Source organism: Pseudoalteromonas sp. SW0106-04 (genome assembly GCF_001293805.1).
Lineage (GTDB): Bacteria > Pseudomonadota > Gammaproteobacteria > Enterobacterales > Alteromonadaceae > Pseudoalteromonas > Pseudoalteromonas ruthenica.
This window is the reverse complement of record NZ_BCAI01000002.1, coordinates 170,914-193,069: the sequence shown is the minus strand read 5'-3', so window position 1 is coordinate 193,069 and position 22,156 is coordinate 170,914. Positions and strand designations below refer to the sequence as shown.

The following is a 22,156-nucleotide window of genomic DNA, read 5'->3' as shown; positions in this document are numbered from 1 at the left end:
CATGTTGCAACGCTTGTTGCTATGATTACTAGAGTAGAATTTTGAGAAGGCGATTATGGAACACAATATAAACAAACACATTTCCGGCAAGTTTAATGAAGAGCTAGAGAGTGTGCGTAACCATGTGCTGAGCATGGGTGGGTTAGTTGAGCAGCAACTAAACAGTGCCCTTGATGCAGTCAGTAAAAACGATGCTGAGTTGGCAAAAAAGGTCAAAGCTAATGACTACCGCGTCAATGCCATGGAAGTGAACATTGACGAGGAGTGCACGCGCATCATCGCTAAACGCCAACCAGCGGCCAGTGATTTACGGTTAGTTGTTGCCATTGCCAAAACTATTGCTGATTTAGAGCGCATTGGTGATGAGGCTGAGCGCATTGCCAAAGTGGCATTAGACTCTTTCACTAAAGATCAGCAAGGGTTGCTCAATAACATTGAAAATATGGGTCGCTTAGTGTCAATCATGTTACATGACGTATTGGATGCGTTTGCCCGTATGGACGCGCAGAAGGCTTTTGAAGTGCACAAAGCGGATGAAAAAGTGGATCGTGAGTATGAAGCACTCACCCGCCAAATCATGACTTATATGATGGAGGATCCGCGTTCAATTCCCAAAGTAATGGACTTAATTTGGTCGGTACGTTCTTTGGAGCGCATTGGCGACCGTTGTCAGAATATTTCCGAATATGTGATTTATTTCGTCAACGGCAAGGATATTCGCCATATCTCCCAAGAAGATATCGCTAAGACACTGTAATTATTTTAGAAAATAAAGATGGGCAAATACGGACATTTGCCCTTTTTTTATGACGTTAAATAATCATTGCCAGTTGAGTATAAAAGCTTACTGAATAAGGCATGAAATTCGATGCGTTTGAGCTGCACATAGGGTAAAATTGCGCTCGAAAGCATAGTTAAACTAAGTCGTGGAAAATAGCAAAGAAACGAGCCTACAAAACCAATGTAGTCTATGTTTATGACCTATTTATGACGGTTTTATTGCAAACTTAGATTCAAAGGGTCAGTTATGCCTAGTAATGCGTTTTTAGGGGTTTTTGCAAAATCACCTATTAAACCAATTGAAGATCATATTAAAAAAGTGCACAAAGCAAGTGCGCTACTCATTCCCTTTTTTGAGCATGTATTTGAGTCTCAATGGCAAGAAGCGGAAGAGTTACGTCTTAAAATACGCTCCATAGAGCGTGAGGCCGATGATCTTAAACGTGAGATTAGACTTAATCTTCCACGTGGACTGTTCCTTCCAGTTGAGCGCACCGATTTGCTTGAACTGATCACCCACCAAGACAAGATAGCCAATAAAGCTAAAGACATCGCTGGACGCGTTATTGGCCGTGAGATGGCAATCCCAAAAACCATCCAAAGCGACTTCTTACAGTATCTATCACGCTGTGTGGACGCCACCAAGCAAGCATCAAAAGCTATTAATGAGCTAGATGAATTACTTGAAACAGGCTTCCGTGGTCGTGAAGTAACCCTGGTTGAGAAAATGCTCGCCGAACTTGATGCGATTGAGCAAGACACAGACGATATGCAAATTAAGCTACGTCAAGAATTGCGTCGCATTGAAGATACACTAAACCCTGTTGATGTCATGTTCTTGTACAAGATCATCGAGTGGGTGGGCGATTTAGCCGATATTGCTGAGCGCGTTGGTTCGCGTTTAGAAGTATTGCTAGCTCGTTAACATTGCCAAGATCCAGCAAAGACAACATGAACACACTGCTGGCTCAAACAAAGTTAAGACAATAAGGTTATTCTGATGGATATTATTTCGTCCTACGGTACCGTGCTGGTGTTGGTTGCCGCTGCGGTAGGTTTCTTCATGGCTTATGGCATCGGTGCCAATGACGTAGCCAATGCAATGGGTACGTCAGTGGGCTCTAAAGCACTGACCATTAAACAAGCGATTATCATTGCGATGATCTTCGAATTCGCTGGCGCATACTTAGCCGGTGGTGAGGTTACATCGACCATACGTAAAGGCATTATTGACGCCGCTCCGTTTGCTGATATCCCCGAACTGATGGTGTTGGGTATGATTTCAGCGTTATTCGCGGCCGGTAGCTGGTTATTAATTGCTTCCTTTTTAGGTTGGCCTGTTTCCACAACGCACTCTATTATCGGCGCTATTATTGGTTTTGCTCTCGTTGCTGTAGGTAGCGAAGCGATTCAATGGACCAAGGTTGCGGGGATTGTGGGTAGCTGGGTGGTGACGCCTGCGCTATCGGGCTTCATTGCTTACCTTATCTTTATGAGCGCGCAAAAGCTTATTTTTGATACCAATAACCCTCTGGATAATGCTAAACGCTACGTACCTATCTATATGGGTTTGGCTGGTTTTGTCATGTCCTTGGTGACTATCAAAAAAGGCCTAAAGCACATTGGTATCAACCTAGGAACGGTTGAAGGTTATGCCTTGTCGGTAGCCATTGCTGTGCTTATCGGCATTATTGGTATGCTTGCCATTAAACGCTTAAAAATGGACCCTAAAGCCGATAAGGCGATGCAGTTTAACAACGTTGAGAAAGTGTTTGCCGTACTGATGGTACTGACCGCTTGTTGTATGGCTTTTGCGCATGGTTCGAACGATGTTGCTAACGCCATAGGCCCACTTGCTGCCGTTGTAAATATCGTTGAAAATAACGGTGAGCTTGCGAAAAAAGCAGCACTTGCATGGTGGATTCTTCCTTTAGGTGGCCTAGGTATCGTAATGGGTCTTGCTATCTTAGGTAAGAAAGTGATTAAAACCATTGGTGAAGGAATTACGCACCTAACACCAAGCCGAGGCTTTGCAGCCGAGCTTGCAGCTGCATCAACCGTAGTTATTGCCTCTGGTACTGGCTTGCCAATTTCGACCACTCAAACGCTAGTCGGTGCCGTTTTGGGTGTGGGTATGGCACGGGGTATTGCCGCACTGAATATGAGTGTGATTAGAAACATTGTGGTTTCTTGGGTAATAACATTGCCTGTTGGTGCTGCTCTTGCTATTGTAATCTTCTACATATTAAGAACAGTATTCGGCGTATAACGTCGTTGCGGGAGTGACCTCCCGCAACACATGACAGAACCGTCTTTTAGCTTGAAAAGATCTCAGCGCCCCTGGTGTTGGGGTCTTTTTATTTGTGAGCAATAAGCATGACCAACCTGCCTAGTATCAAGCAACTACAATATTTAATCGCAGTGCATCAGCATCAACACTTTGGTCGCGCTGCTAGCGCCTGTTATATCGGCCAGTCGACTTTGAGTAGCGCGATTCAAAACCTTGAAGAAAATCTCGGCGTGCAACTTATTGAGCGTGAAAATCGCAGTTTAATGTTCACCAGCATTGGCGAAGAAGTTGTGGCGAAGGCCAAGCAAATTATTAACGACACCATGAGTGTGAAAGAGCTGACCCGTAGCCATCTGCACCCGCTTAGCGGTACGCTAACGCTTGGCGTTATTCCGACTATTGCTAGCTTTGTCGCTGCGCCACTTTATTGTTACTGCAAAGAAACGTTTAAAGACTTAGATTTGGTGCTGGTAGAAGACACCAGTGATAACCTACTCGATAAGTTAGAGCATGGCCATATCGATATCGCGCTGCTAGCACTGCCTTATGAAACTGGACGCTTTCACACGCAGATATTGGCAAAAGACAAGTTCTACCTCGTGAAACACAAAGACTATCCCATTGATGAGTCGGTGGATTACAACGCGCTTCCAGAGCACAGCGTATTCCTCCTTGAACGTGAGCATTGTATGACTGGGCATGCGCTCAGCGCGTGTAATTTGGAGCGAGCGAGTTGCATCAACCCATTCGAAGCCGCGAATTTACACACCTTGTTGTCGATGGTGGAATATAAGTTGGGCGTTACATTTTTACCACAAATGGCGATTAATGCGGGCATACTTGATGCCAAGCCGCTGATTGCTACCAGCTCCGGCGCTGATGCGCATCGCGATGTTGGTTTAATTTGGCGCAAGACCACAGGAAGAATCGGTGACTTCCGGCTATTCAGCGATAAAGTCGGCGACTTCCTACGTACTTGCAGCACTGTGGGCAGCGAAGAGCCTTAATAAACCTAGCTGGCTATGGGGTTGATTTTGGTTTAAACAAGGGCTTTTCTAGTGCTGGTAAAAACAGCAAATAGACCCAGACCACAAGGTTAAAATACGGAATAACACCCAGTGCTAAAAACAGCCGCACTGGGTACCCTTTGCGCTTGGCGTGAAGGTAGCACTGGCTGGCGATGAGCATGTTTATACTCAGCAGTAATGTTACTAAAGCAGTCATGTTGATTTTCCTTAACGAGCCTTGTTGATGTCATTGATAGACAATGTCTTCTAAGCCGATATAACCTCTCCGGCTATGCCACATTCCATTGTTGGGCTTTATGATTTATTTAGTCTTTTCAGCAGGTTAATGATTAACATTAGGTGCTTAACCTGCTTCTCTCACAGCGCACTGAATAATTTGAGTATAGCTAAATGAGCGCTCAGAAAAAGCGCTAAATTGTTAAATTTCGTTCGTTATTACTTAGCTAGATGTTTTTGCAGAGATTATTTTTTGATTGTTTTGCAGTGACGCTATCGGGGCGGGTTTGGCGATAAAATAGCCTTGGGCGTAATCAACACCAATTTCTTTAAGTAAGTTATAAATTTCTTTATTTTCAACGTATTCCGCTACTGAATGTTTTTTCAGCGAGCGTGAAATATCGTTGATGGCCTTAACTAACGCATAGTCTATGGGGTCATGTTGCATATCGCGCACGAATGAGCCGTCAATTTTGACATGCTGCGCTGGCAAGCGCTTGAGATAGTCAAAGGTACTAAATCCAGTGCCAAAATCATCAATGGAAAAGTCACAGCCAAGCTCGTTAAGCGCGCAGATCATGTCTCTGGTTGCACTCAGGTTATCAATGCTGGCACTTTCGGTAATTTCAAAAATAACGCGCTTGGGATCGACGTGATAATCATTGAGCATGGCGCGAATATGCGGCAACAAACGTTCATCTAAAAACGATTGCGCCGAGAGGTTGATGGCGACACGCTGCAACTGCGGGTTTTCACTGAGATCGCTAATCGCTCGGCGAACTACACATTGGTCCATCAAGTAGCTGTCATTGAGCATTTCAAGGGCTGGGATAAACTGGTTTGGGTAGATAAGCTCATCATCAACAACCAGCCTTAATAGGGCTTCATAATAAGCAATACGCGAGCGCTTAATGTCCCACACGGCCTGATAGTGTAACTCGATGTTGTTTTGCTGCAGTGCCGAGCGCACATTGTGACCCCATTCCAAGCCGCTTTGCATCGTATTACTTTGCGAGTCACGTGCATCATAGCAATGCACTAAATTACGGCCCTGACTTTTGGCAATATACAGTGCGATATCAGCCTGCTTAAGGCATTCGTTCGCATCGTTGTTCTGTGCCGATATTTGTGTAATGCCGATTGAGCAACTAATAGAGTAGAGTTGCTCTTGGCAATGGAACTGGTAGTTATCAATGGCCATACATACCCCTTCAGCCACCATATGAGCGTCTAAAAATGGGGTGTCTTTAAGTAAAATAGCGAACTCATCGCCGCCGATGCGAAAGACTAAATGGCTATCGCCGATATGCTTTTGGAATAAGTTGGCGACCTCTTTAAGAACAACGTCACCTTCTTGGTGGCCCTTGCTGTCGTTAATAATTTTGAAGTGGTCAAGGTCGATATAAATCAGCGCGTGCTCATCATCAGCACGGGTTTGGCGACACAACTGAGAGAGTTGTTGGTCAAAATAATAGCGGTTGTGAAGCCCTGTAAGGGTATCGTGTAATGCTAAGTGTTGTAACTGTAACTCCGCCTGCTTGCGCTCTTCAATATTGTCGATGGAAGCGGTGATCACCGCGCCAGCATTGGCTTCATTTACATGCTGGAAACGGCATTCAAACCAAGTGCTATTGCCCTGTTGTGTAACCAGTTGCACTTCTATCTTGCGTCGCTTTTGCTCACCCTGAGCAACAGCGCTCAATACTTGCTGGAGCCTTGCTTGGTCATGCGCTAACGCGTAGTTGGTAAGCGGCTTGCCAATACTTTGCTTTAAACCATACCCGGTATTTGCTTCCCAGGCTGGGTTAATAAAGCGGATACAGCCTTGCTCGTCGAGCTCCATAACGATGGTATTAAGGTGCATAAGAATGCGTTGGTGCGCTGAATAGAGCTCTTTATAGCGTGTTTGACTTTGGCTTAGCTGCGCCACTTTCTTCTCAAACTCGCTGTAGCTGGCTATAAAGTCTTCACGACGCGCGGCGTGATCACACACTTTCATTAGTAGTGCGTCATTGTAAGGGCGACGAATAAAGTCGGTGACGCCGCTCAACAATAAACGCTCGGCATAGTCAGCGTCGTGGCTATCTATAATAGTGACAATTGCTTGGCTGGCATTATGAGTGAGGATGCTTTGTACCAATTCGTTAGCAGTCTCGGCATTGGCAATACTGGCATCAAGCAACACGATGGCGTAACGCCCTTGCAAATACGTGCTTAATGCTTGGCGCACAGAGCTGCATACTTCAACAGCAAAGTTTAATGCTAAGGCCTCACTCATCGCTTTTGCTTTGGTGTTATCGGCCTCGAGTAACAACAGGCCTAAACGACTGCTTTTATCTAGTTGCGTGGACAGAACATTGGCCAGTGTTTGCGGTAGTAAATCTTGGCGCTCAATGGGCACAACGGCATCAATACCATAGCTGCGAGCTGTGGTTTCGGCGATACGTTCACAATAAAAAGGGGGAGTCAGTACAATCGGGGTGTGTTTAGGGGTTTTCAGCAATCCGGAGCGAATCATTCGTGAAAAGCGCCAGCCATCGATGGTGCCTACATCCAGTCCGGTAATCACTAAACTTACCGCGCGTTCTTTCAGCACCTGCAATGCTTCTTGAGAGTCTGCGAACTCAAGCACAGAGAAAATATCGAGACGCCCCAAAGTACGTTTAATGATGCTGCGCTCAACTGCACTGGCATTGACTATCATGAGGCTCAACGGCGTAGCCATGGTATCGCAACCCAACTGTTTAAGACCTAAATTGAATCCGCTAGATTATAGGTAATTGTCACCCGAGACAAGCGCTATGCGCTTGATTTCAGTCAAGGGGGGAACTAGAATTGGCGCGATTTTCAGCACCCCGGAGAAAACCCATGCGCGTGGCCGATTTTAGTTTTGAGCTACCTGAAGAATTGATCGCTCGATTTCCGCAAAAGGAACGTAGCCAAAGTCGCCTGTTAAAAGTAGAGGGTAACAGCGGTAATACCACCCACCATATCTTCAAGGACATCATTGAATTCATCGAACCTGGTGATCTGTTGGTGTTTAATAACACCAAAGTGATCCCTGCCCGTATGCATGGACAAAAGCGCTCTGGTGGCAAGGTGGAAGTGCTTGTAGAAAGAGTGCTGGATGATAAGCGTGTGCTTGCTCACGTGAGAGCCAATAAGTCACCTAAACCGGGAACGGTGATGGTTCTTGAAGAGCAAGCGCAGATGGAAATGATTGGCCGTCAAGGCGAGCTGTTCGAGCTTGAGCTCAAAGGGGATATGTCAGTGTTAGACACCCTTGAGCAGATTGGCCATATGCCTTTGCCTCCGTATATCGACCGCCCTGATACTGATGAAGATAAGCAGCGCTATCAAACTGTGTATGGTGAAAAACCCGGTGCAGTTGCCGCACCAACAGCCGGATTACATTTTGATGAGCCGTTAATGGCTGCGTTAAAGGACAAAGGCGTTGCTATGGCGTTTGTGACCCTACACGTTGGTGCAGGGACGTTTCAGCCGGTGCGGGTAGACAGCGTTCAAGAGCATCACATGCACTCAGAGTACATTGATGTACCACAAGATGTTGTTGATGCCATTGCGAAAACTAAAGCCCAGGGTGGGCGCGTTATTGCCGTGGGCACAACCTCGGTGCGTTCTTTGGAATCGGCAGCGAAAATCGGTGGCGGTGAGCTTATTAGTTATGTTGGCGATACCGATATCTTTATCTACCCTGGATATCAGTTCAATGTTGTCGATGCCATGATCACTAATTTTCACTTACCGGAGTCTACGTTAATTATGCTGGTCAGCGCATTCTCTGGGCAGGAGCATATTATGTCGGCCTATCAAGAGGCTATCAAAGAGCGTTATCGCTTCTTTAGTTATGGCGATGCGATGTTTTTAACCCGCCAAGATAAATAAAGACTAAGAAAAAGCCGCAAGAAGCGGCTTTTTTTATTTGTTGCTTTTATTTCTTCGATTCGCCCCAATTCATAGTATTGCTGCGACAAAACAGGTAAAATCGGGCGGTTAATCTGCGCATTTTGCGCTCGAGTTGGACTGTTTTTCCGACCTATTGAGGACCACATGAAATTTGAACTAGATACAACCGACGGCAAAGCACGCCGTGGGCGCTTAATTTTCGAACGCGGTGTCGTTGAAACCCCCGCATTTATGCCGGTAGGTACCTATGGCACAGTAAAGGGGATGACCCCAGACGAGCTTAAGGATACGGGGGCGCACATTTGCTTGGGAAATACTTTCCATCTCATGCTACGCCCGGGCACCGAGATTATTAAACAACACGGTGACCTCCATGACTTCATGGCATGGGACAAGCCGATTTTGACAGACTCCGGTGGTTTTCAGGTATTCAGTCTCGGCGCCATGCGTAAAATAACGGAAGAAGGCGTCATGTTCCGCTCTCCCGTTAACGGTGAGAAAATAATGCTGAGTCCTGAAAAAGCGATGCAAGTGCAGTGTGATCTAGGCTCTGACATTGTCATGATTTTTGACGAATGTACGCCTTACCCAGCAACAGAGAAGCAAGCAAAAGACTCTATGGAATTGTCACTGCGCTGGGCAAAACGTTCAAAAGAAGCGCACGGTGATAACCCGTCAGCGCTGTTTGGTATTATTCAAGGTGGTATGTACCCAGAGCTGCGAGCACAATCGCAAGCAGGGCTGGAGGAAATTGATTTTGATGGCTATGCCCTCGGTGGACTCTCTGTAGGCGAGCCTAAAGAAGACATGATCAATATTCTCGACCATTGCGCTTACAAAATGCCAGAGCAAAAACCGCGTTATTTAATGGGCGTCGGCAAGCCCGAAGATATCGTTGAAGCGGTACGTCGTGGTATTGATATGTTTGACTGCGTGATGCCTACACGAAACGCACGTAATGGTCATTTATTTGTTACCGGTGGGGTGGTTAAAATCCGTAACGCCGTGCACAAGACTGACACCGCGCCGCTGGACAGTGAATGTGATTGCCACACATGCAAAAACTACTCACGCGCTTATTTGCATCACTTGGATAAGTGCAATGAGATTCTCGGTGCGCGTTTGAACACCATTCATAACTTGCGCTACTACCAACGTTTAATGGAAGGGTTGCGTGAGGCAATTGCCAGCGGCAAGCTTGACGCTTTTGTAGCAGACTTTTATGCTCGCCGTAATACTGCGGTTCCTGAGCTCGCAGAAACAGAATAATTGCGGCCCGCTTTGTGCGGGCTTGCCTGTAATTTACAACACTAAAATTAATAGTTAAGTACTTAAGGGGACTACCTGATGAGTTTATTTATTGCAAACGCACATGCAAGCACAGCGGGCGCCGCACCAGCTGGTGGTGGCTATGAAATGCTAATTATGCTGGCCATTTTCGGTTTGGTTTTTTACTTTCTTATCTACCGCCCGCAAGCTAAGCGAGTAAAAGAGCACAAAAACCTAATGAGCGCTTTAGCCAAAGGTGATGAAGTGCTTACTCAAGGCGGCATGGTTGGTAAGATCACTAAGGTGTCTGAAGATAAAGACTTTGTGCTTATCTCGCTGAACGACCAAACCGAAGTAACAGTGCAGAAGTCTGCGATTAGCGCAGTACTACCCAAAGGCACAATGAAGTCGCTATAAACCAAAAAGGAAAGATACGTGTTAAATAAGTTTCCCTTATGGAAATATTTACTCGTACTTGTTGTATTGGCAGTCGGGGTGCTTTATGCCACCCCGAACATCTATGGCCGCGATCCGGCCATTCAGGTTACCGGAACAAAGGGAACCGACGCCGATCTCAGTGCGCTAGATACAGTAAATAAAATCCTGACTGATAATAAAATTGAAACCAAGTCGAGCAAACTCGCCGATGGCCAGATCCTGGTCCGCTTCAAAAATGTCGAACAACAACTTAAAGCTCAGGACATTTTGCGCGACAACTTAAGTGAAGATTACATCTCTGCCATTAACATGGCGCCAGCTCAACCACAATGGCTAAAAGCCATTGGTGGTAACCCAATGAAGCTCGGTCTTGACTTAAGTGGTGGTGTGCATTTCACCATGGAAGTTGACATGGTGACGGCGATGGATAATGCCCTGAACCAGATGGAGCAAGATTTCCGCTCAGACTTACGCGAAGAAAAACTGCGTTACCGCACTATCCGCCGTGTAGCGGGGAGCGATGGCGTGCAAGTGGTGATGCGCAGTGAGCAAGACAAAGACGCTGCTGAGCGCTTCTTGCAAGACCGCTACCCGGGTTACTTGTTTGTTGATGACAGCAACAACGACAATGGCTTTATTGCCTCAATGAGCGAGCAGCGTATTAAAGAGTTGCGTGATTATGCGATCAAGCAAAACGAGACCATTATTCGTAACCGGATTAACCAAATCGGTGTTGCTGAACCTAATGTTCAACGTCAAGGCGCAGAGCGCATTATTGTGCAATTACCCGGTGTACAAGACACCGCGCGTGCAAAAGAAATCTTAGGCGCTACGGCAACCCTAGAGTTTCGTGAGGTTGACCAAGATGCTGATCCAGGATTGGCGATGCAAGGGCGCACACCGCCTGGTACTGAAATGATCATGAGCCGCGAAGGCCGTCCTGTGGTACTGAAAAAGCGAGTCATTCTGGAAGGTAGCCATATTACCGGTGCACAATCTGGCATGGATGAATATCAGCGTCCACAGGTTAACATTAAGCTGGATTCTAAAGGCGGTGCCAAGATGGATGCCTTTACCAAACGCGCCATAGGTAAGCCAATGGCGACCGTGTTTATTGAATACAAGCCTTCTGGCGAAGTAGACGAAAACGGAAAGCCGCTTCCGCCTATCAAAGTGGAAGAAGTAATTAACGTGGCGACGATTCAAGCACGATTAGGGCGTAGTTTCCGCATTACCGGTTTAGATAACCCAGCTGAAGCACATAACTTGAGCTTACTGCTGCGTGCAGGTGCCCTCGTTGCACCGATCCAAATCGTGGAAGAGCGCACCGTGGGTCCAAGCTTAGGCCAAGAAAATATTGAAGCAGGTATGACCGCTGTGGTGCTTGGCTTCGCGTTTGTTTTAGCCTTTATGCTGCTTTATTACAAAGGCTTCGGCTTGGTTGCTAACCTAGCTTTGGGGGCTAACTTGGTGATGATTGTCGGAGTGATGTCGATGATCCCAGGTGCTGCGCTGACCTTACCTGGTATTGCTGGTATTGTCTTAACGGTCGGTATGGCGGTGGACGCAAACGTACTTATTTTCGAGCGTATCCGCGAAGAATTGGCTGATGGACGCAGTCCACAGCAGGCCATCCATTTCGGTTACGACAGTGCTTTCAGTACCATTTTTGATGCCAATATTACCACCTTAATCGCCGCGATTATTCTGTTTGCAGTGGGAACCGGACCAATAGCTGGCTTCGCGGTAACCCTGGCAATAGGTATCTTAACTTCAATGTTTACTGCCATTGTTGGTACCCGTGCGGTTATCAACTTAGTTGTTGGTGGTAAGCGCATTGAAAAGCTATCGATATAGGAGCGAAGCATGCAATTATTAAAAGTGAAAGGTACTTTACCATTCATGAAAGCACGCAAAGTAGCGATGGGCTTTTCAATTTTATTGATTATTGCCGCGCTGGCGTCTTTCGTGGTTAAAGGCCTTAATTTTGGGTTAGATTTTACCGGTGGTACAGCTGTAGAAGTGGGCTTTTCACAGCCCGCTGAGCTCTCCCAAGTACGAAAAGTGCTCGCAGAGAATGGCTTCGCTGATGCCTCTGTACAACTGTTTGGCTCCAGTAAAGACGTACTTGTACGTCTTCCTCCACAAGGTGAGGGAGTGAAAGCTGAGGTCATTGGTAACCAGGTTATGGCAGCCTTAAAACAGGCCGATGCACAGGCGCAGATGCGCCGTATCGAGTTTGTTGGTCCCAGTGTCGGTGAAGATTTGAAAGAGCAAGGTGGCTTAGCGATGCTGACTGCTTTGATCTGTATTTTGCTCTATGTTGCCTTACGTTTTGAGTGGCGTTTCGCCCTAGGTGCGGTATTTGCCTTGTTCCACGATGTTATTTTGACTATGGGCCTGTTTTCATTATTAGGCTTGGAGTTTGATTTAACTATCTTGGCGGCGATTCTTGCGGTCATCGGTTATTCCCTTAACGATACTATTGTTGTTTCAGACCGTATCCGTGAGAACTTCCGTAAAGTACGTATTGACGACACCTTGGAAATTATCGATCTCTCTCTTACACAGACATTGAACCGAACCTTGGTTACTTCAATTACCACTATTTTGGTATTGATAGCCTTGTTCGTATGGGGTGGTCAAACTATCCATGGTTTCGCTACGGCATTACTCTTTGGTGTATTCATCGGTACTTACTCGTCGGTCTATGTTGCCAGCTCTGTGGCGGTATTCCTTGGGGTTAGTAAAGAGGACTTGATCCCCGTAGAAGTAGAGAAAGAGGGCGCAGATCTCGATCCTATGCCTTAGAGAATAAAGGTAAATACGTTGAAAATGCCGCTTTAATGCGGCATTTTTTATATATCCAGTTCCCTGGTTGTGATAATGAATGTAGTTCGTTGTCACAGCGGTTATACAGGCCCAGTCTTATGAAGTTGTTTTTACTGGTCTTAGCTTTGCTAACAATAAGTGCTTGCGGTGACAGCGTCGGCAAGCCACAGCCAATTGCTGATCCGAACTCAGCAGCCCAAGTGTACCTAGGCATGAGTGAGCAGCTCCTCAGTGAGTTACGCTTGCAAGGACGAGCACCAGAGCTCGAGCATATAAGTACAGCCTTAGCCGTTGCCATGTACGCGCAAATCCCAGATCTAAGGCTGCGCTTTCCCGAGTGTGACGCGTACCTACAGAGCTTATATCAAGGCTTTGATAGCTCAGTGCAATTAACGTATGTAGAGCTGAGTGAGCAATACCATAATGGCGATGCTTTACCCACCTTTGAGGCACCGATTTGCTATCATATTAAGGAGGCGACAGTTCTTCCGCTGCTAATTAGAGCTATGGTGAGAGAGTCGCAAACTGGCGCAGTTAATACTGTGTCGGCGCGTCGACATGCACTCAAAGCGCAAGCCCATTTCAATATCATTCAGCAGCAATTGCAGAGAAAGTAGTCAATTCATGACGCTGTCATAATCCCTTGCTAGGCTTTGCCACCATTTTAATATTGGGTGTACAAAGCTGTGAGTGCCGAATTAATAGCAGAATTAGCCGAAATTATTGAAAAGCGCCAAGTTACCTGCGTTTTTCAACCTATTTTTGACTTCTACCAAGAAGCGATAATTGGCTATGAAGCACTCAGTAGGGGGCCTGAAGATAGCTTTTTGCATAGACCCGACGCTCTATTTAGCTGTGCTGTAGCGCACCATCGTCTTTCCGAATTAGAGTTACTGTGTCGAGAAACGGCAATAGCCTCATTCGCTGAGCAGCAATTAGCTGGCAAGTTGTTTCTCAATGTCAGCCCCAACACGTTATCGGATCCGGCTCACCCTAAAGGGCAAACCCTGCAGCTACTGCGCGATTACGGCCTCGGTGCGCAACAAGTAGTCATTGAGCTCACCGAGCAAGATAAAGTGGATAATACCGAGCAGTTACGCAAAGCGGTTGCACATTATCGTCAGCTTGGCTTTCTCATTGCCATAGATGATTTAGGAGCGGGGTATTCAGGGCTTAAACAATGGTCAGAAATACAACCCGATATTGTCAAAATAGACCGCTACTTTATAGACCATTGCGATCAAAGTCCGGTGAAAAAAGAGTTTTTAAAATCTATAACGGAGCTAGCAAAAGCCACACATACTCGGGTGGTCGCCGAGGGAATAGAGCGAGAAGAAGAGTTTCAATTGTTACGAACACTCGAGCTACATACGGTACAGGGATATTTATTCGAGCGCCCGAGTGCAGAGCCTAGCCAGCAATTTGAGGCGCAACGCTTGCAAAGTTTAGGGCACACTCACCATCAGCACTTTGTTGAGCCATCGCTGGCTGTGGGATGGTTAGCGATAGAGCAACAAGCTATCTGCCAACATACTTTGTGTCGAGAGGCGCAGCGTATTTTTGATAACGATAAGGCGCTGTTTTCATTGGTTGTTATTGATCAGTATCACCAGCCCGTTGGCTTACTATACAAAGAGCAGCTAACAGAAGTGTTTGCTTCACCTTATGGTCATGCTTTGTATGACAAAAAGCCGATAGCGTCGTTGATGGACGCCGAGCCACTCGTGGTTGATGAAAATGAACAGCTTGATAGAGTGAGTCGGCAAATTACCGACAATGATTTTGATATCCGTCGCTATATCATCGTAACTCGAGGCGGTAAGTATTTAGGTGTCGTGCATCTGCGGCAAATTCTCAAGCACATGACCGAAGAAAAAGTACGTCATGCTCAGCATGCTAACCCACTGACCATGTTACCCGGCAATATCGCCATTAACGATGCAATAGAGCACCGTTTGCGCAGCAACCGTGCCTTTTCGATTGCTTATTTTGATTTGAACCATTTCAAACAGTTCAATGATTTATACGGCTATGCCAGCGGCGATAGTGTGATTAAATTATTGGCCGATATCATCCGCAGTCACTGCCAAGCCGTTCCCTGCTTTATTGGTCATATTGGCGGTGATGACTTTATGGTTGTATTTGATGGTGAGGATGCCAGTGCTACTTGCCAGGCTGTGATCGCTGATTTTGATACTCAGGTTCGGCGGTTTTTTAGCCCTGAGCATATCGCAGCGCAAGGTTATTGGAGCTGTAATCGTGAAGGGCAGCGTCAGTTTGTGCCGTTATTGGCTTTGGCCGTGGGGTTAGTTACACCAGATATACGTAGCTGCGATAATAGTCACCAAGTTGCGACATTAGCGACCGATGCAAAAAAAGAGGCTAAGCGCCACAAAGGGAGCCACCTCTTTTGCTGCCAGCGACGCGGGCCCGCCGCACCGTTATTTCGTTTACACTCTGAGCCACGGGACTCGCTTTCACCGTTGTCATTACATGAATAAAGTCACATTAGTTCTGTGTTGCACTGTGTCAATATGGACGGTAGTTTGAGCGCTGAGCTGAGAAGCTGAGAAGCTGAGAAGCTGAGAAGCTGAGAAGCAGAGAAGCTGAGAAGCAGAGAAGCAGAGAAGCAGAGAAGCAGAGAAGCAGAGAAGCAGAGAAGCAGAGAAGCAGAGAAGCAGAGAAGCAGAGAAGCAGAGAAGCAGAGAAGCAGAGAAGCAGAGAAGCAGAGAAGCAGAGAAGCTGAGGAGGTGAGTGATGGTTGAGGGATTATTAACGCGGGCACTGCTGTTTTTACTTATGCTGTGTGTCCCTGTTTACGCTCAGCAACAAGTTCGTGTTGCCCAAGAAATGCGGCCTCTGTATCCCCGTGATTATTACTTACAAGAGCTATTGCAAAGCGCATTAGCAATCAGTGATAAGCCATACACTATCAGTTATGTTGATGTGCATCCGCATCAACAGCGTATTTTGTATATGCTGGATGGTGAGCGTGTCGATGTGCACTGGAGTATGACCAGTCCAGCACGAGAAAAGTTAGCTATTGCGGTTAAGGTACCGCTTTTTAAGGGGCTCATTGGTCAGCGAGTACTGGTTGCACACCCGGAACTGGCAAGGGCACTCAGTGGCGTAGAATCAGTGTCGCAGCTACGCCAGTTCAGCGCTGTGCAAGGTCATGATTGGCCAGATACCAACATACTCGCCGCTAACAATTTACCGGTAAAACCCGTAGCAAATTATCAAACAATGTTTCGCTTAACAGCGCAGCAGCGGGTCGATTATTTTCCTCGTTCCGTGATTGAAGTGGTTGATGAACTACAAGCTCATCAGCAGATGCAGCTACAAATTGTAGATCACGTTGTGCTTAATTACCCGAGCGCATTTTACTTCTTTGTCTCTAAGAATAGGCCAAAGTTAGCGACGCATCTTCGACAGGGGTTGAATGAGCTTATCCAGCGTGGTGAGTTTGATGCGCTATTTACACGCTACTTCTCAGCCAACCTAGAGACGCTGTCGTTAGCGTCACGCCGACATATTATGCTGGCCAACCCTTTTTACATTGAGTCACCTTAACATGTTGAACAAGCGGTAGTTCCTCGCTGTTTTACTTATGAAGCGCAGGGCTAACAAAAAATTTGCCTATTTGCTTCATGGTCACTCTTTGATAATCTTAGCGCAGCTTATTTGGGAGTTGCTATGTCACTGCGTTGGTTGGGTCTGTCTGTCATGTTATCCATAGTGGGTGTACACAAGGTACATGCCCAGACTCATTGTGACGTGGAGCTAACCCACGGGCTTATCATCACTGACGACATTATCCGCATCGTTGATAACAACCAAACCCGTGTGCAAATAAACCAAGACCAGCAGTTGGTTGTGCGTGGGCAGTGGATTGAACTGAACGAGCAAGAGACAGCGGTGCTGCATCAATATAGCATGATGATCCGCGATACTGTTCCTGAGTTAGTAGACCTTGCCACCGATGGCGTTAACATTGGCCTGAGTGCCATTGAGGATGTGGTCACGGGCCTTTCTGACAAAGAGCCTGAAATTCTTAAAACACAGTTACAGTATGTGGAACGAGCGTTACGTGACAAGTTTAAGCGTGGTGACGACTTTTTCTTTATTGCGCCGCAATCGTTATCCAAATTAGATGACTTTTTTGCCCAAGAAGTATCGAAAAAAATTCACACCGCAATCCAAGGTTCTTTAGGAGCCATACTGGTGTCACTGGGCGACGCGTTCCAATCGCGAGAGGGAAATATTGAAGAGCGCATTAACGATATGGGTCAGCGCATGGAGATCATCACAGCGGAAATCGATAAGTCGTTACAGAAAAAAGCGCAGCAGCTTGAACAAAAATCTGTCGAATATTGCAGATGTCTGAATGCGCTTGATAAAACAGAATCAAAGCTCCAGCAGATTGTACCTGAATTAGCAGATTTTGACTTGGTGAATATTAAAACCTCGAGCTAACTCAGCCGTTAGTCTTTAAAAAACGAATCATCATTTTGCGCGAGCATGGCTTCAATTTCTTCTATGAATTCAGCCTTATCGACGCCTTCGCTATCCCCATTCATTGCGCTAGAGATTTTGTTGTTCTCACTAGACCACTCGCCTAGATCAATCAGCTGACAACGTTTACTACAAAACGGGCGATAGGGGCTTTGTGCAGACCAGGTCACCTGCTTTTCGCAAGTTGGGCATTTTACAATGGTAGGCATAGTATTAGGGGCTGTGAAACTTTCATGGCGGCAGTGTAACTGAGAGCAGGGCGCTTTAAAAGGCCTATAAGTGCAACCTACAGTCGCGTAACACGATTAATCTCAGATAGTGAGGTAATGCCCTCTGCAGCTTTACGTAGCCCCGATTGACGCAATGTCGCACAGCCAGCTTCCTTGGCTGTTTCAGCTATATCTATCGAGCTACCACCGGAAACAATCACTTTGGCAATATCCGCTGAAACCTCTAATACCTCATAAATGCCCACCCGGCCTTTGTACCCGTCAGTACACTGGTCGCAACCTTTTGCTTGATACAGTTTTACTTGTGCCACTGAGTTAGCATCAAACCCTTGTTTAATAAGTTCTTCCGTTGGCAGCTGCTCTGGCTCTTTACAGTATTTGCAAAGACGGCGTGCTAAGCGTTGAGCGATGATCAGCGACACCGAGCTAGCCACGTTGTATGCCGGTACGCCCATGTTTAACAGTCGTGTGATAGTCTCAGGTGCGGAGTTGGTATGCAGGGTGGAAAGCACCAAGTGCCCGGTCTGTGCGGCTTTGATGGCGACTTCAGCGGTTTCTAAGTCCCTTATTTCGCCCACCATCACTACATCTGGGTCTTGACGTAAGAAGGCGCGAAGAGCGTTTGCGAACGTCAGCTCAGCTTTAGGGTTGATTTGTACTTGGTTTATGCCCTTAACGTTAATCTCGACCGGATCTTCGGCTGTAGAGATATTCCGCTCAGGTGTATTTAAAATGCTTAAGCCTGAGTAAAGAGAGACTGTCTTTCCGGAGCCAGTGGGGCCGGTGACAAGAATCATACCTTGAGGTTGTTGCAGTGCGCGCAGATAAAGTTGCTTTTGCTCCTCCTCATAACCGAGCGCGTCAATTCCTAAAGTGGCATTGGAGGAGTCTAGCACCCGCATAACAATTTTTTCTCCCCACATAGTTGGCAACGTACTGACTCGAAAATCAATGCTATTACGTGGCGAAATCGTCAGTTTAATGCGGCCATCTTGGGGTTTGCGCTTTTCCGAAATATCTAGTTTAGACATTACCTTGATGCGGGCTGCAAGGCGAGTGGACAGCGCATAAGGTGGATTGGCCATCTCATGTAACACACCATCAATACGAAAGCGTATGCGGTAGTCGCCATCATAGGGCTCAAAGTGTAAATCTGAAGCACCTCGGCGTATGGCGTCACGAAGAATTTTATTGATGTAGACAATGATGGGGGCGTCGTCATCCTCATTCCCCTGTTCCGGATGATGATTATCATAGTCTTGTTTGGCGAGGTGGCTGAGTTCGTCGCTGTCCTCTTGCGATAGCTTCAGTGTGTGGGTGGCATCGAATAGCTGCTCGATGAGGTTATCAATCTGCCGATAATCAGCCAGCACCACTTCACATTGAAGCCCGGTACTAAATTCGTAATTTTCAAAAGCACCGTAGTCAGTAGGGTCTGAGGCGGCGAGAAATAGCTTGTTGCCCTTAGCAGAGATGGGCAGCATATGATGACGACGAATTAACTGCTCATTTAGCAAGTGCTTGTCTATGCTTCTGGGATCAAAGGAGCTCAAATCAATATACGGAGTGCGAAAGAGTTCAACACATTGTGCCAATAGTTCTTGATTACTCATATTGCTGCTACGGACTATAGTCTCTGCTGCGCAGCGGCTTTGCTCTTGGTGCGCCTTTACCGTGTCGCTATCGATACGTCCTAAGGTAATAAATTTACGAATCAAAGGTGAGTTAATATTCATAGGTCCCGCAACCAAGTTAATAACAATAATGTATAGCAAGCTCAATGATTTAAGCCATTACAAGCTGTAAAATTAAGTGTTATCGATCTTAGCGGGAATGCAAATTGGCGAGGTGCAAATAGTTTTGGTGGTACAGGGATACCTTGGCACTGAGGTCAGCGATTACTCCAGCATTAGAGATTATATCGTTAGCCTTTGCGACTTTACATTGGCGTGACATTTGTGCCTTTAAGATAGCTTGTGCTTGTTGCTCAGTGATATGGTCTCGAGCGCAAGTACGACTTATTTGTACAGTTTCAGGCACATCGATCAATAAGGTGCGCTGACAATACTTATCAAGGCTGTTTTCAAAAAGTAGTGGCGCCTCAAGGATTGCATAGGCACTTTGTGCCTGCTCCAGTTGGGTGAGCATCTCAGTGCGGATAAGTGGATGCAAAAGCGCATTCAACCACTGCTTTTCGCTTTCGTCTGCAAAAATGATGTCACGTAGCTTAGCGCGATTAAGGCTACCATCATCCAACAACAGCGAGCGGCCATGACGGCTAACGATGCCGGCTAACCCGTTAGTGCCTGGCTGTACTACCTGGCGAGCGACAACATCGGCATCGACAACCGTTATGCCGAGCTGCTGAAACAAGGCGCTAATGGTTGATTTACCAGAGCCTATACCTCCGGTTAGACCAAGCGTCCACATCGTTGTTTTAACCCAAAATAGCGCTGAAATAAGCGCCTTGGATTTGCTCTCCCCAAAGCATAGCTATCCAGCCAGCAATGGCAATATAAGGGCCAAACGGAATCGGGGTTGCTTTATCTTTGCCTTGAATAGAGAGCAAAGTAATACCAATTATGGCACCCACAATGCTAGACAGTAGTATGATCATCAGTAATGCTTGCCAACCTAATAAGGCACCAAATACCGCCAGCAGTTTAAAGTCGCCATAGCCCATCCCTTCTTTACCGGTCAGCAATTTGAACAGCCAATAAACGCTCCATAAGCTAAGGTAGCCTGCGGCAGCGCCAATTAGTGCTGCACTCGGTTCTATGGTGATCCCTGCAACACTTGCTAATAAAGCTAGCCATAACAGCGGTAACGTCAGCTGATCTGGCAACAGCATATGGTCTATGTCTATGAATGTCAGTGCCACCAACACCCAGGTGATAATGATGTAAAGCACGGTTAGTTGAGTGGCACCAAAGGTAAGCGCGACAACTAAACTTAAAACCGCTGTGATGAGCTCTATAGCTGGATAGCGAATAGAGATAGGCGTCTTGCAGTATGCGCATTGGCCTTTTAAAAATAGCCAACTAAGTAAGGGAATATTGTGCCAGGGCTTGATTTTGTTATTGCATTTCGGACAGGTCGAAGCTGGCGTTAGAAGGTTAAAAGGAGCGGATGCTGATTGGTTTTGTTCACCTTTTGATACCAATTCATCGGCAAGGAGTAAGCGACACTCTGACTGCCACTGGTTTTGCATCATCTTTGGAATGCGGTAAATAACCACATTGAGGAAGCTACCCACAGCTAAGGATACAAAAAGAACCGTGGTTATAAAAAACCACGGCTCGCTTTTCATTAATTCGAATACTTCTGAAAACATCTTATAAGACAGACCCTAACTGGAATATAGGTAAGTACATCGCAACGATTAACCCACCAATAAGTGTCCCTAAGACGACCATTATAAGGGGTTCAAGTAGGCTGGATAGACCGTCAACGGCATCATCTACCTCTTGTTCGTATATGGTTGCCACTTTAGCAAGCATATCATCAAGAGCACCAGACTCCTCACCGATAGCGACCATTTGAATCACCATATCAGGGAATATATTAGAATTGCGCATTGCCCAGTTCATCGGATTACCAGAGCTGACCTCGGCTTTAATATCTAAAATCGCATCGCGATAAACCGCATTACCAGACGCCCCAGCTGCTGAATCTAGTGCATCCACTAAAGGAACACCTGCGGCAAAAGTAGTCGATAATGTTCGGGCATAACGTGCTACTGCGGCCTTATTCAAAATCATGCCGATAATAGGCAGTTTTAAAATGAGCTTATCAACATTGTCTCGTAGGTTTTTATTCTTTTGATGAGCCTGTTTAAAGGCATAGCCCCCGCCGATAATGATAAGCAGCCCGACCCACCAATATTTTTGTAAAAACTCAGAAATATCGATAACAAACTGTGTGAATGCGGGTAATTCTGCGCCAAATCCTGCAAAAATACTTTCGAATTGTGGTACCACAAAGATCAACAATATAGATGTAACTATTACGGCAACGACCATGACGGCTACCGGATAAAACATCGCTTTTTTAATCTTTGATTTGAGGGCTTCTGCTTTTTCTTTGTATAGAGCGACACGATCAAATATTCTATCTAAAGCACCTGACTGCTCACCAGAAGCAACTAAGTCACAATACAAATCATCAAAATATTTTGGATGCTTCTTTAGTGCATCGCTTAGAGGCTGACCGGCCTTTACTTCTTCGCCTATATTGCGCAGGAGGTTTTTAACGCTTTTATTTTCAGACCCCTCGGCGATCATGTCTATGGCTTGAACGAGCGACACACCAGCAAGCAGCATAGTGGCTAATTGCCGAGTAAACATCGCTATATCTTTGGGTGTAATGCGTCTCTCACCTGATAGCCCTAATAAAGGCTTAGGCTTACGTTTTACTTTGGATGGTGTTATCCCTTGCTTGCGCAATTGGGCCTTTACGAGGGCAATACTGGTGCCGGTTAGTTCGCCTTCAAGCTTTTTACCACGAGTGCTCACACCCACCCACTGGAAAGTATCCAATTGGTTTGCTTGTTGTTGTTTTGCCATTATTTTCTCACAAGCTCTGTTGATTACTTAATTTTAACACAGGGTTTAAGTAAAGGTTACTGCTGT

Annotated in this window: 20 protein-coding genes; 13 read left to right on the top strand and 7 right to left on the bottom strand. The window is 46.2% G+C overall.

The annotated features are described in order from the left end of the window. The first annotated feature begins 55 nt into the window (after positions 1 to 55). The 4 genes from phoU to W04_RS03445 all read left to right on the top strand — a co-directional run bounded on the left by phoU (position 56) and on the right by W04_RS03445 (position 4,077). On the top strand, positions 56 to 757 hold the full coding sequence (gene phoU / locus W04_RS03460; RefSeq protein WP_022945410.1) for a phosphate signaling complex protein PhoU: 702 nt from the start codon (positions 56 to 58) through the stop codon (positions 755 to 757). Positions 758 to 1,027: 270 nt separating this feature from the next. Beyond that, positions 1,028 to 1,705 (top strand): TIGR00153 family protein, encoded by a 678-nt coding sequence (locus W04_RS03455; protein ID WP_022945411.1) that lies wholly within the window; start codon positions 1,028 to 1,030, stop codon positions 1,703 to 1,705. A gap of 75 nt (positions 1,706 to 1,780) precedes the next feature. Beyond that, positions 1,781 to 3,049: an inorganic phosphate transporter gene (locus W04_RS03450; protein WP_022945412.1), complete on the top strand. Its 1,269-nt coding sequence runs from the start codon at positions 1,781 to 1,783 to the stop codon at positions 3,047 to 3,049. Positions 3,050 to 3,156: 107 nt separating this feature from the next. Beyond that, positions 3,157 to 4,077 carry a hydrogen peroxide-inducible genes activator gene (locus W04_RS03445; protein ID WP_053909814.1) on the top strand — a complete coding sequence of 307 codons (921 nt, stop codon included), beginning with the start codon at positions 3,157 to 3,159 and terminating at the stop codon, positions 4,075 to 4,077. 13 nt (positions 4,078 to 4,090) lie between these two features. Here W04_RS03445 and W04_RS03440 read toward each other — a convergent pair whose 3' ends face one another. Together W04_RS03440 and W04_RS03435 are read right to left on the bottom strand one after the other, a co-directional pair. Continuing rightward, positions 4,091 to 4,294: a hypothetical protein gene (locus tag W04_RS03440; protein ID WP_053909813.1), complete on the bottom strand. Its 204-nt coding sequence runs from the start codon at positions 4,292 to 4,294 to the stop codon at positions 4,091 to 4,093. A 243-nt stretch (positions 4,295 to 4,537) separates the two neighbouring features. Next, entirely contained in the window at positions 4,538 to 7,039 is a 2,502-nt protein-coding gene (locus W04_RS03435; protein WP_053909812.1) for an EAL domain-containing protein, read from the bottom strand. A gap of 143 nt (positions 7,040 to 7,182) precedes the next feature. On the opposite strand from W04_RS03435, the gene queA reads away from it, so the two are divergent. The 9 genes from queA to W04_RS03390 all read left to right on the top strand — a co-directional run bounded on the left by queA (position 7,183) and on the right by W04_RS03390 (position 17,256). Beyond that, entirely contained in the window at positions 7,183 to 8,220 is a 1,038-nt protein-coding gene (queA, locus tag W04_RS03430; RefSeq protein ID WP_053909811.1) for a tRNA preQ1(34) S-adenosylmethionine ribosyltransferase-isomerase QueA, read from the top strand. A 165-nt stretch (positions 8,221 to 8,385) separates the two neighbouring features. Further along, positions 8,386 to 9,510, top strand: a complete 1,125-nt coding sequence (tgt, locus tag W04_RS03425; protein ID WP_053909810.1) for a tRNA guanosine(34) transglycosylase Tgt — start codon at positions 8,386 to 8,388, stop codon at positions 9,508 to 9,510. 78 nt (positions 9,511 to 9,588) lie between these two features. Then, entirely contained in the window at positions 9,589 to 9,927 is a 339-nt protein-coding gene (yajC, locus tag W04_RS03420; RefSeq protein WP_045979227.1) for a preprotein translocase subunit YajC, read from the top strand. An 18-nt stretch (positions 9,928 to 9,945) separates the two neighbouring features. Continuing rightward, a complete protein-coding gene (gene secD, locus W04_RS03415) occupies positions 9,946 to 11,805 on the top strand; it encodes a protein translocase subunit SecD (RefSeq protein ID WP_045979228.1) in 1,860 nt (619 codons plus the stop codon). A 9-nt stretch (positions 11,806 to 11,814) separates the two neighbouring features. Continuing rightward, positions 11,815 to 12,759, top strand: a complete 945-nt coding sequence (gene secF, locus W04_RS03410) for a protein translocase subunit SecF (RefSeq protein ID WP_022945420.1) — start codon at positions 11,815 to 11,817, stop codon at positions 12,757 to 12,759. 119 nt (positions 12,760 to 12,878) lie between these two features. Next, positions 12,879 to 13,397, top strand: a complete 519-nt coding sequence (locus tag W04_RS03405; protein ID WP_053909809.1) for a hypothetical protein — start codon at positions 12,879 to 12,881, stop codon at positions 13,395 to 13,397. Between the two features lie 69 nt (positions 13,398 to 13,466). Further along, positions 13,467 to 15,281, top strand: a complete 1,815-nt coding sequence (locus W04_RS03400) for a bifunctional diguanylate cyclase/phosphodiesterase (RefSeq protein ID WP_053909984.1) — start codon at positions 13,467 to 13,469, stop codon at positions 15,279 to 15,281. A 256-nt stretch (positions 15,282 to 15,537) separates the two neighbouring features. After that, positions 15,538 to 16,353 (top strand): ABC transporter substrate-binding protein, encoded by an 816-nt coding sequence (locus tag W04_RS03395; RefSeq protein ID WP_053909808.1) that lies wholly within the window; start codon positions 15,538 to 15,540, stop codon positions 16,351 to 16,353. Between the two features lie 123 nt (positions 16,354 to 16,476). Next, positions 16,477 to 17,256: a YggN family protein gene (locus tag W04_RS03390; protein WP_373432696.1), complete on the top strand. Its 780-nt coding sequence runs from the start codon at positions 16,477 to 16,479 to the stop codon at positions 17,254 to 17,256. 8 nt (positions 17,257 to 17,264) lie between these two features. Here the strand turns inward: W04_RS03390 and yacG are convergent, their stop codons facing one another. The 5 genes from yacG to W04_RS03365 all read right to left on the bottom strand — a co-directional run bounded on the left by yacG (position 17,265) and on the right by W04_RS03365 (position 22,090). After that, positions 17,265 to 17,504 carry a DNA gyrase inhibitor YacG gene (gene yacG, locus W04_RS03385; protein ID WP_053909807.1) on the bottom strand — a complete coding sequence of 80 codons (240 nt, stop codon included), beginning with the start codon at positions 17,502 to 17,504 and terminating at the stop codon, positions 17,265 to 17,267. Positions 17,505 to 17,581: 77 nt separating this feature from the next. Beyond that, the gene (gene pilB / locus W04_RS03380) at positions 17,582 to 19,261 is read right to left on the bottom strand and encodes a type IV-A pilus assembly ATPase PilB (protein ID WP_053909806.1); all 1,680 of its coding nucleotides are present in this window, start codon (positions 19,259 to 19,261) and stop codon (positions 17,582 to 17,584) included. A gap of 88 nt (positions 19,262 to 19,349) precedes the next feature. After that, positions 19,350 to 19,955, bottom strand: a complete 606-nt coding sequence (coaE, locus tag W04_RS03375) for a dephospho-CoA kinase (RefSeq protein ID WP_053909805.1) — start codon at positions 19,953 to 19,955, stop codon at positions 19,350 to 19,352. A 7-nt stretch (positions 19,956 to 19,962) separates the two neighbouring features. Beyond that, on the bottom strand, positions 19,963 to 20,835 hold the full coding sequence (locus W04_RS03370) for an A24 family peptidase (protein ID WP_082342132.1): 873 nt from the start codon (positions 20,833 to 20,835) through the stop codon (positions 19,963 to 19,965). A gap of 25 nt (positions 20,836 to 20,860) precedes the next feature. Next, positions 20,861 to 22,090, bottom strand: coding sequence for a type II secretion system F family protein (locus W04_RS03365; protein ID WP_022945429.1), 1,230 nt, complete (start codon positions 22,088 to 22,090; stop codon positions 20,861 to 20,863). Positions 22,091 to 22,156 lie beyond the last annotated feature (66 nt).

Bases quoted from the DNA above. Each gene is read 5' to 3' on its own strand.
- phoU (WP_022945410.1), top strand. From the start codon at position 56: ATGGAACACAATATAAACAAACACATTTCCGGCAAGTTTAATGAAGAG.
- W04_RS03455 (WP_022945411.1), top strand. From the start codon at position 1,028: ATGCCTAGTAATGCGTTTTTAGGGGTTTTTGCAAAATCACCTATTAAA.
- W04_RS03450 (WP_022945412.1), top strand. From the start codon at position 1,781: ATGGATATTATTTCGTCCTACGGTACCGTGCTGGTGTTGGTTGCCGCT.
- W04_RS03445 (WP_053909814.1), top strand. From the start codon at position 3,157: ATGACCAACCTGCCTAGTATCAAGCAACTACAATATTTAATCGCAGTG.
- W04_RS03440 (WP_053909813.1), bottom strand. From the start codon at position 4,294: ATGACTGCTTTAGTAACATTACTGCTGAGTATAAACATGCTCATCGCC.
- W04_RS03435 (WP_053909812.1), bottom strand. From the start codon at position 7,039: ATGGCTACGCCGTTGAGCCTCATGATAGTCAATGCCAGTGCAGTTGAG.
- queA (WP_053909811.1), top strand. From the start codon at position 7,183: ATGCGCGTGGCCGATTTTAGTTTTGAGCTACCTGAAGAATTGATCGCT.
- tgt (WP_053909810.1), top strand. From the start codon at position 8,386: ATGAAATTTGAACTAGATACAACCGACGGCAAAGCACGCCGTGGGCGC.
- yajC (WP_045979227.1), top strand. From the start codon at position 9,589: ATGAGTTTATTTATTGCAAACGCACATGCAAGCACAGCGGGCGCCGCA.
- secF (WP_022945420.1), top strand. From the start codon at position 11,815: ATGCAATTATTAAAAGTGAAAGGTACTTTACCATTCATGAAAGCACGC.
- W04_RS03405 (WP_053909809.1), top strand. From the start codon at position 12,879: ATGAAGTTGTTTTTACTGGTCTTAGCTTTGCTAACAATAAGTGCTTGC.
- W04_RS03395 (WP_053909808.1), top strand. From the start codon at position 15,538: ATGGTTGAGGGATTATTAACGCGGGCACTGCTGTTTTTACTTATGCTG.
- W04_RS03390 (WP_373432696.1), top strand. From the start codon at position 16,477: ATGTCACTGCGTTGGTTGGGTCTGTCTGTCATGTTATCCATAGTGGGT.
- yacG (WP_053909807.1), bottom strand. From the start codon at position 17,504: ATGCCTACCATTGTAAAATGCCCAACTTGCGAAAAGCAGGTGACCTGG.
- pilB (WP_053909806.1), bottom strand. From the start codon at position 19,261: ATGAATATTAACTCACCTTTGATTCGTAAATTTATTACCTTAGGACGT.
- coaE (WP_053909805.1), bottom strand. From the start codon at position 19,955: ATGTGGACGCTTGGTCTAACCGGAGGTATAGGCTCTGGTAAATCAACC.
- W04_RS03370 (WP_082342132.1), bottom strand. From the start codon at position 20,835: ATGAAAAGCGAGCCGTGGTTTTTTATAACCACGGTTCTTTTTGTATCC.
- W04_RS03365 (WP_022945429.1), bottom strand. From the start codon at position 22,090: ATGGCAAAACAACAACAAGCAAACCAATTGGATACTTTCCAGTGGGTG.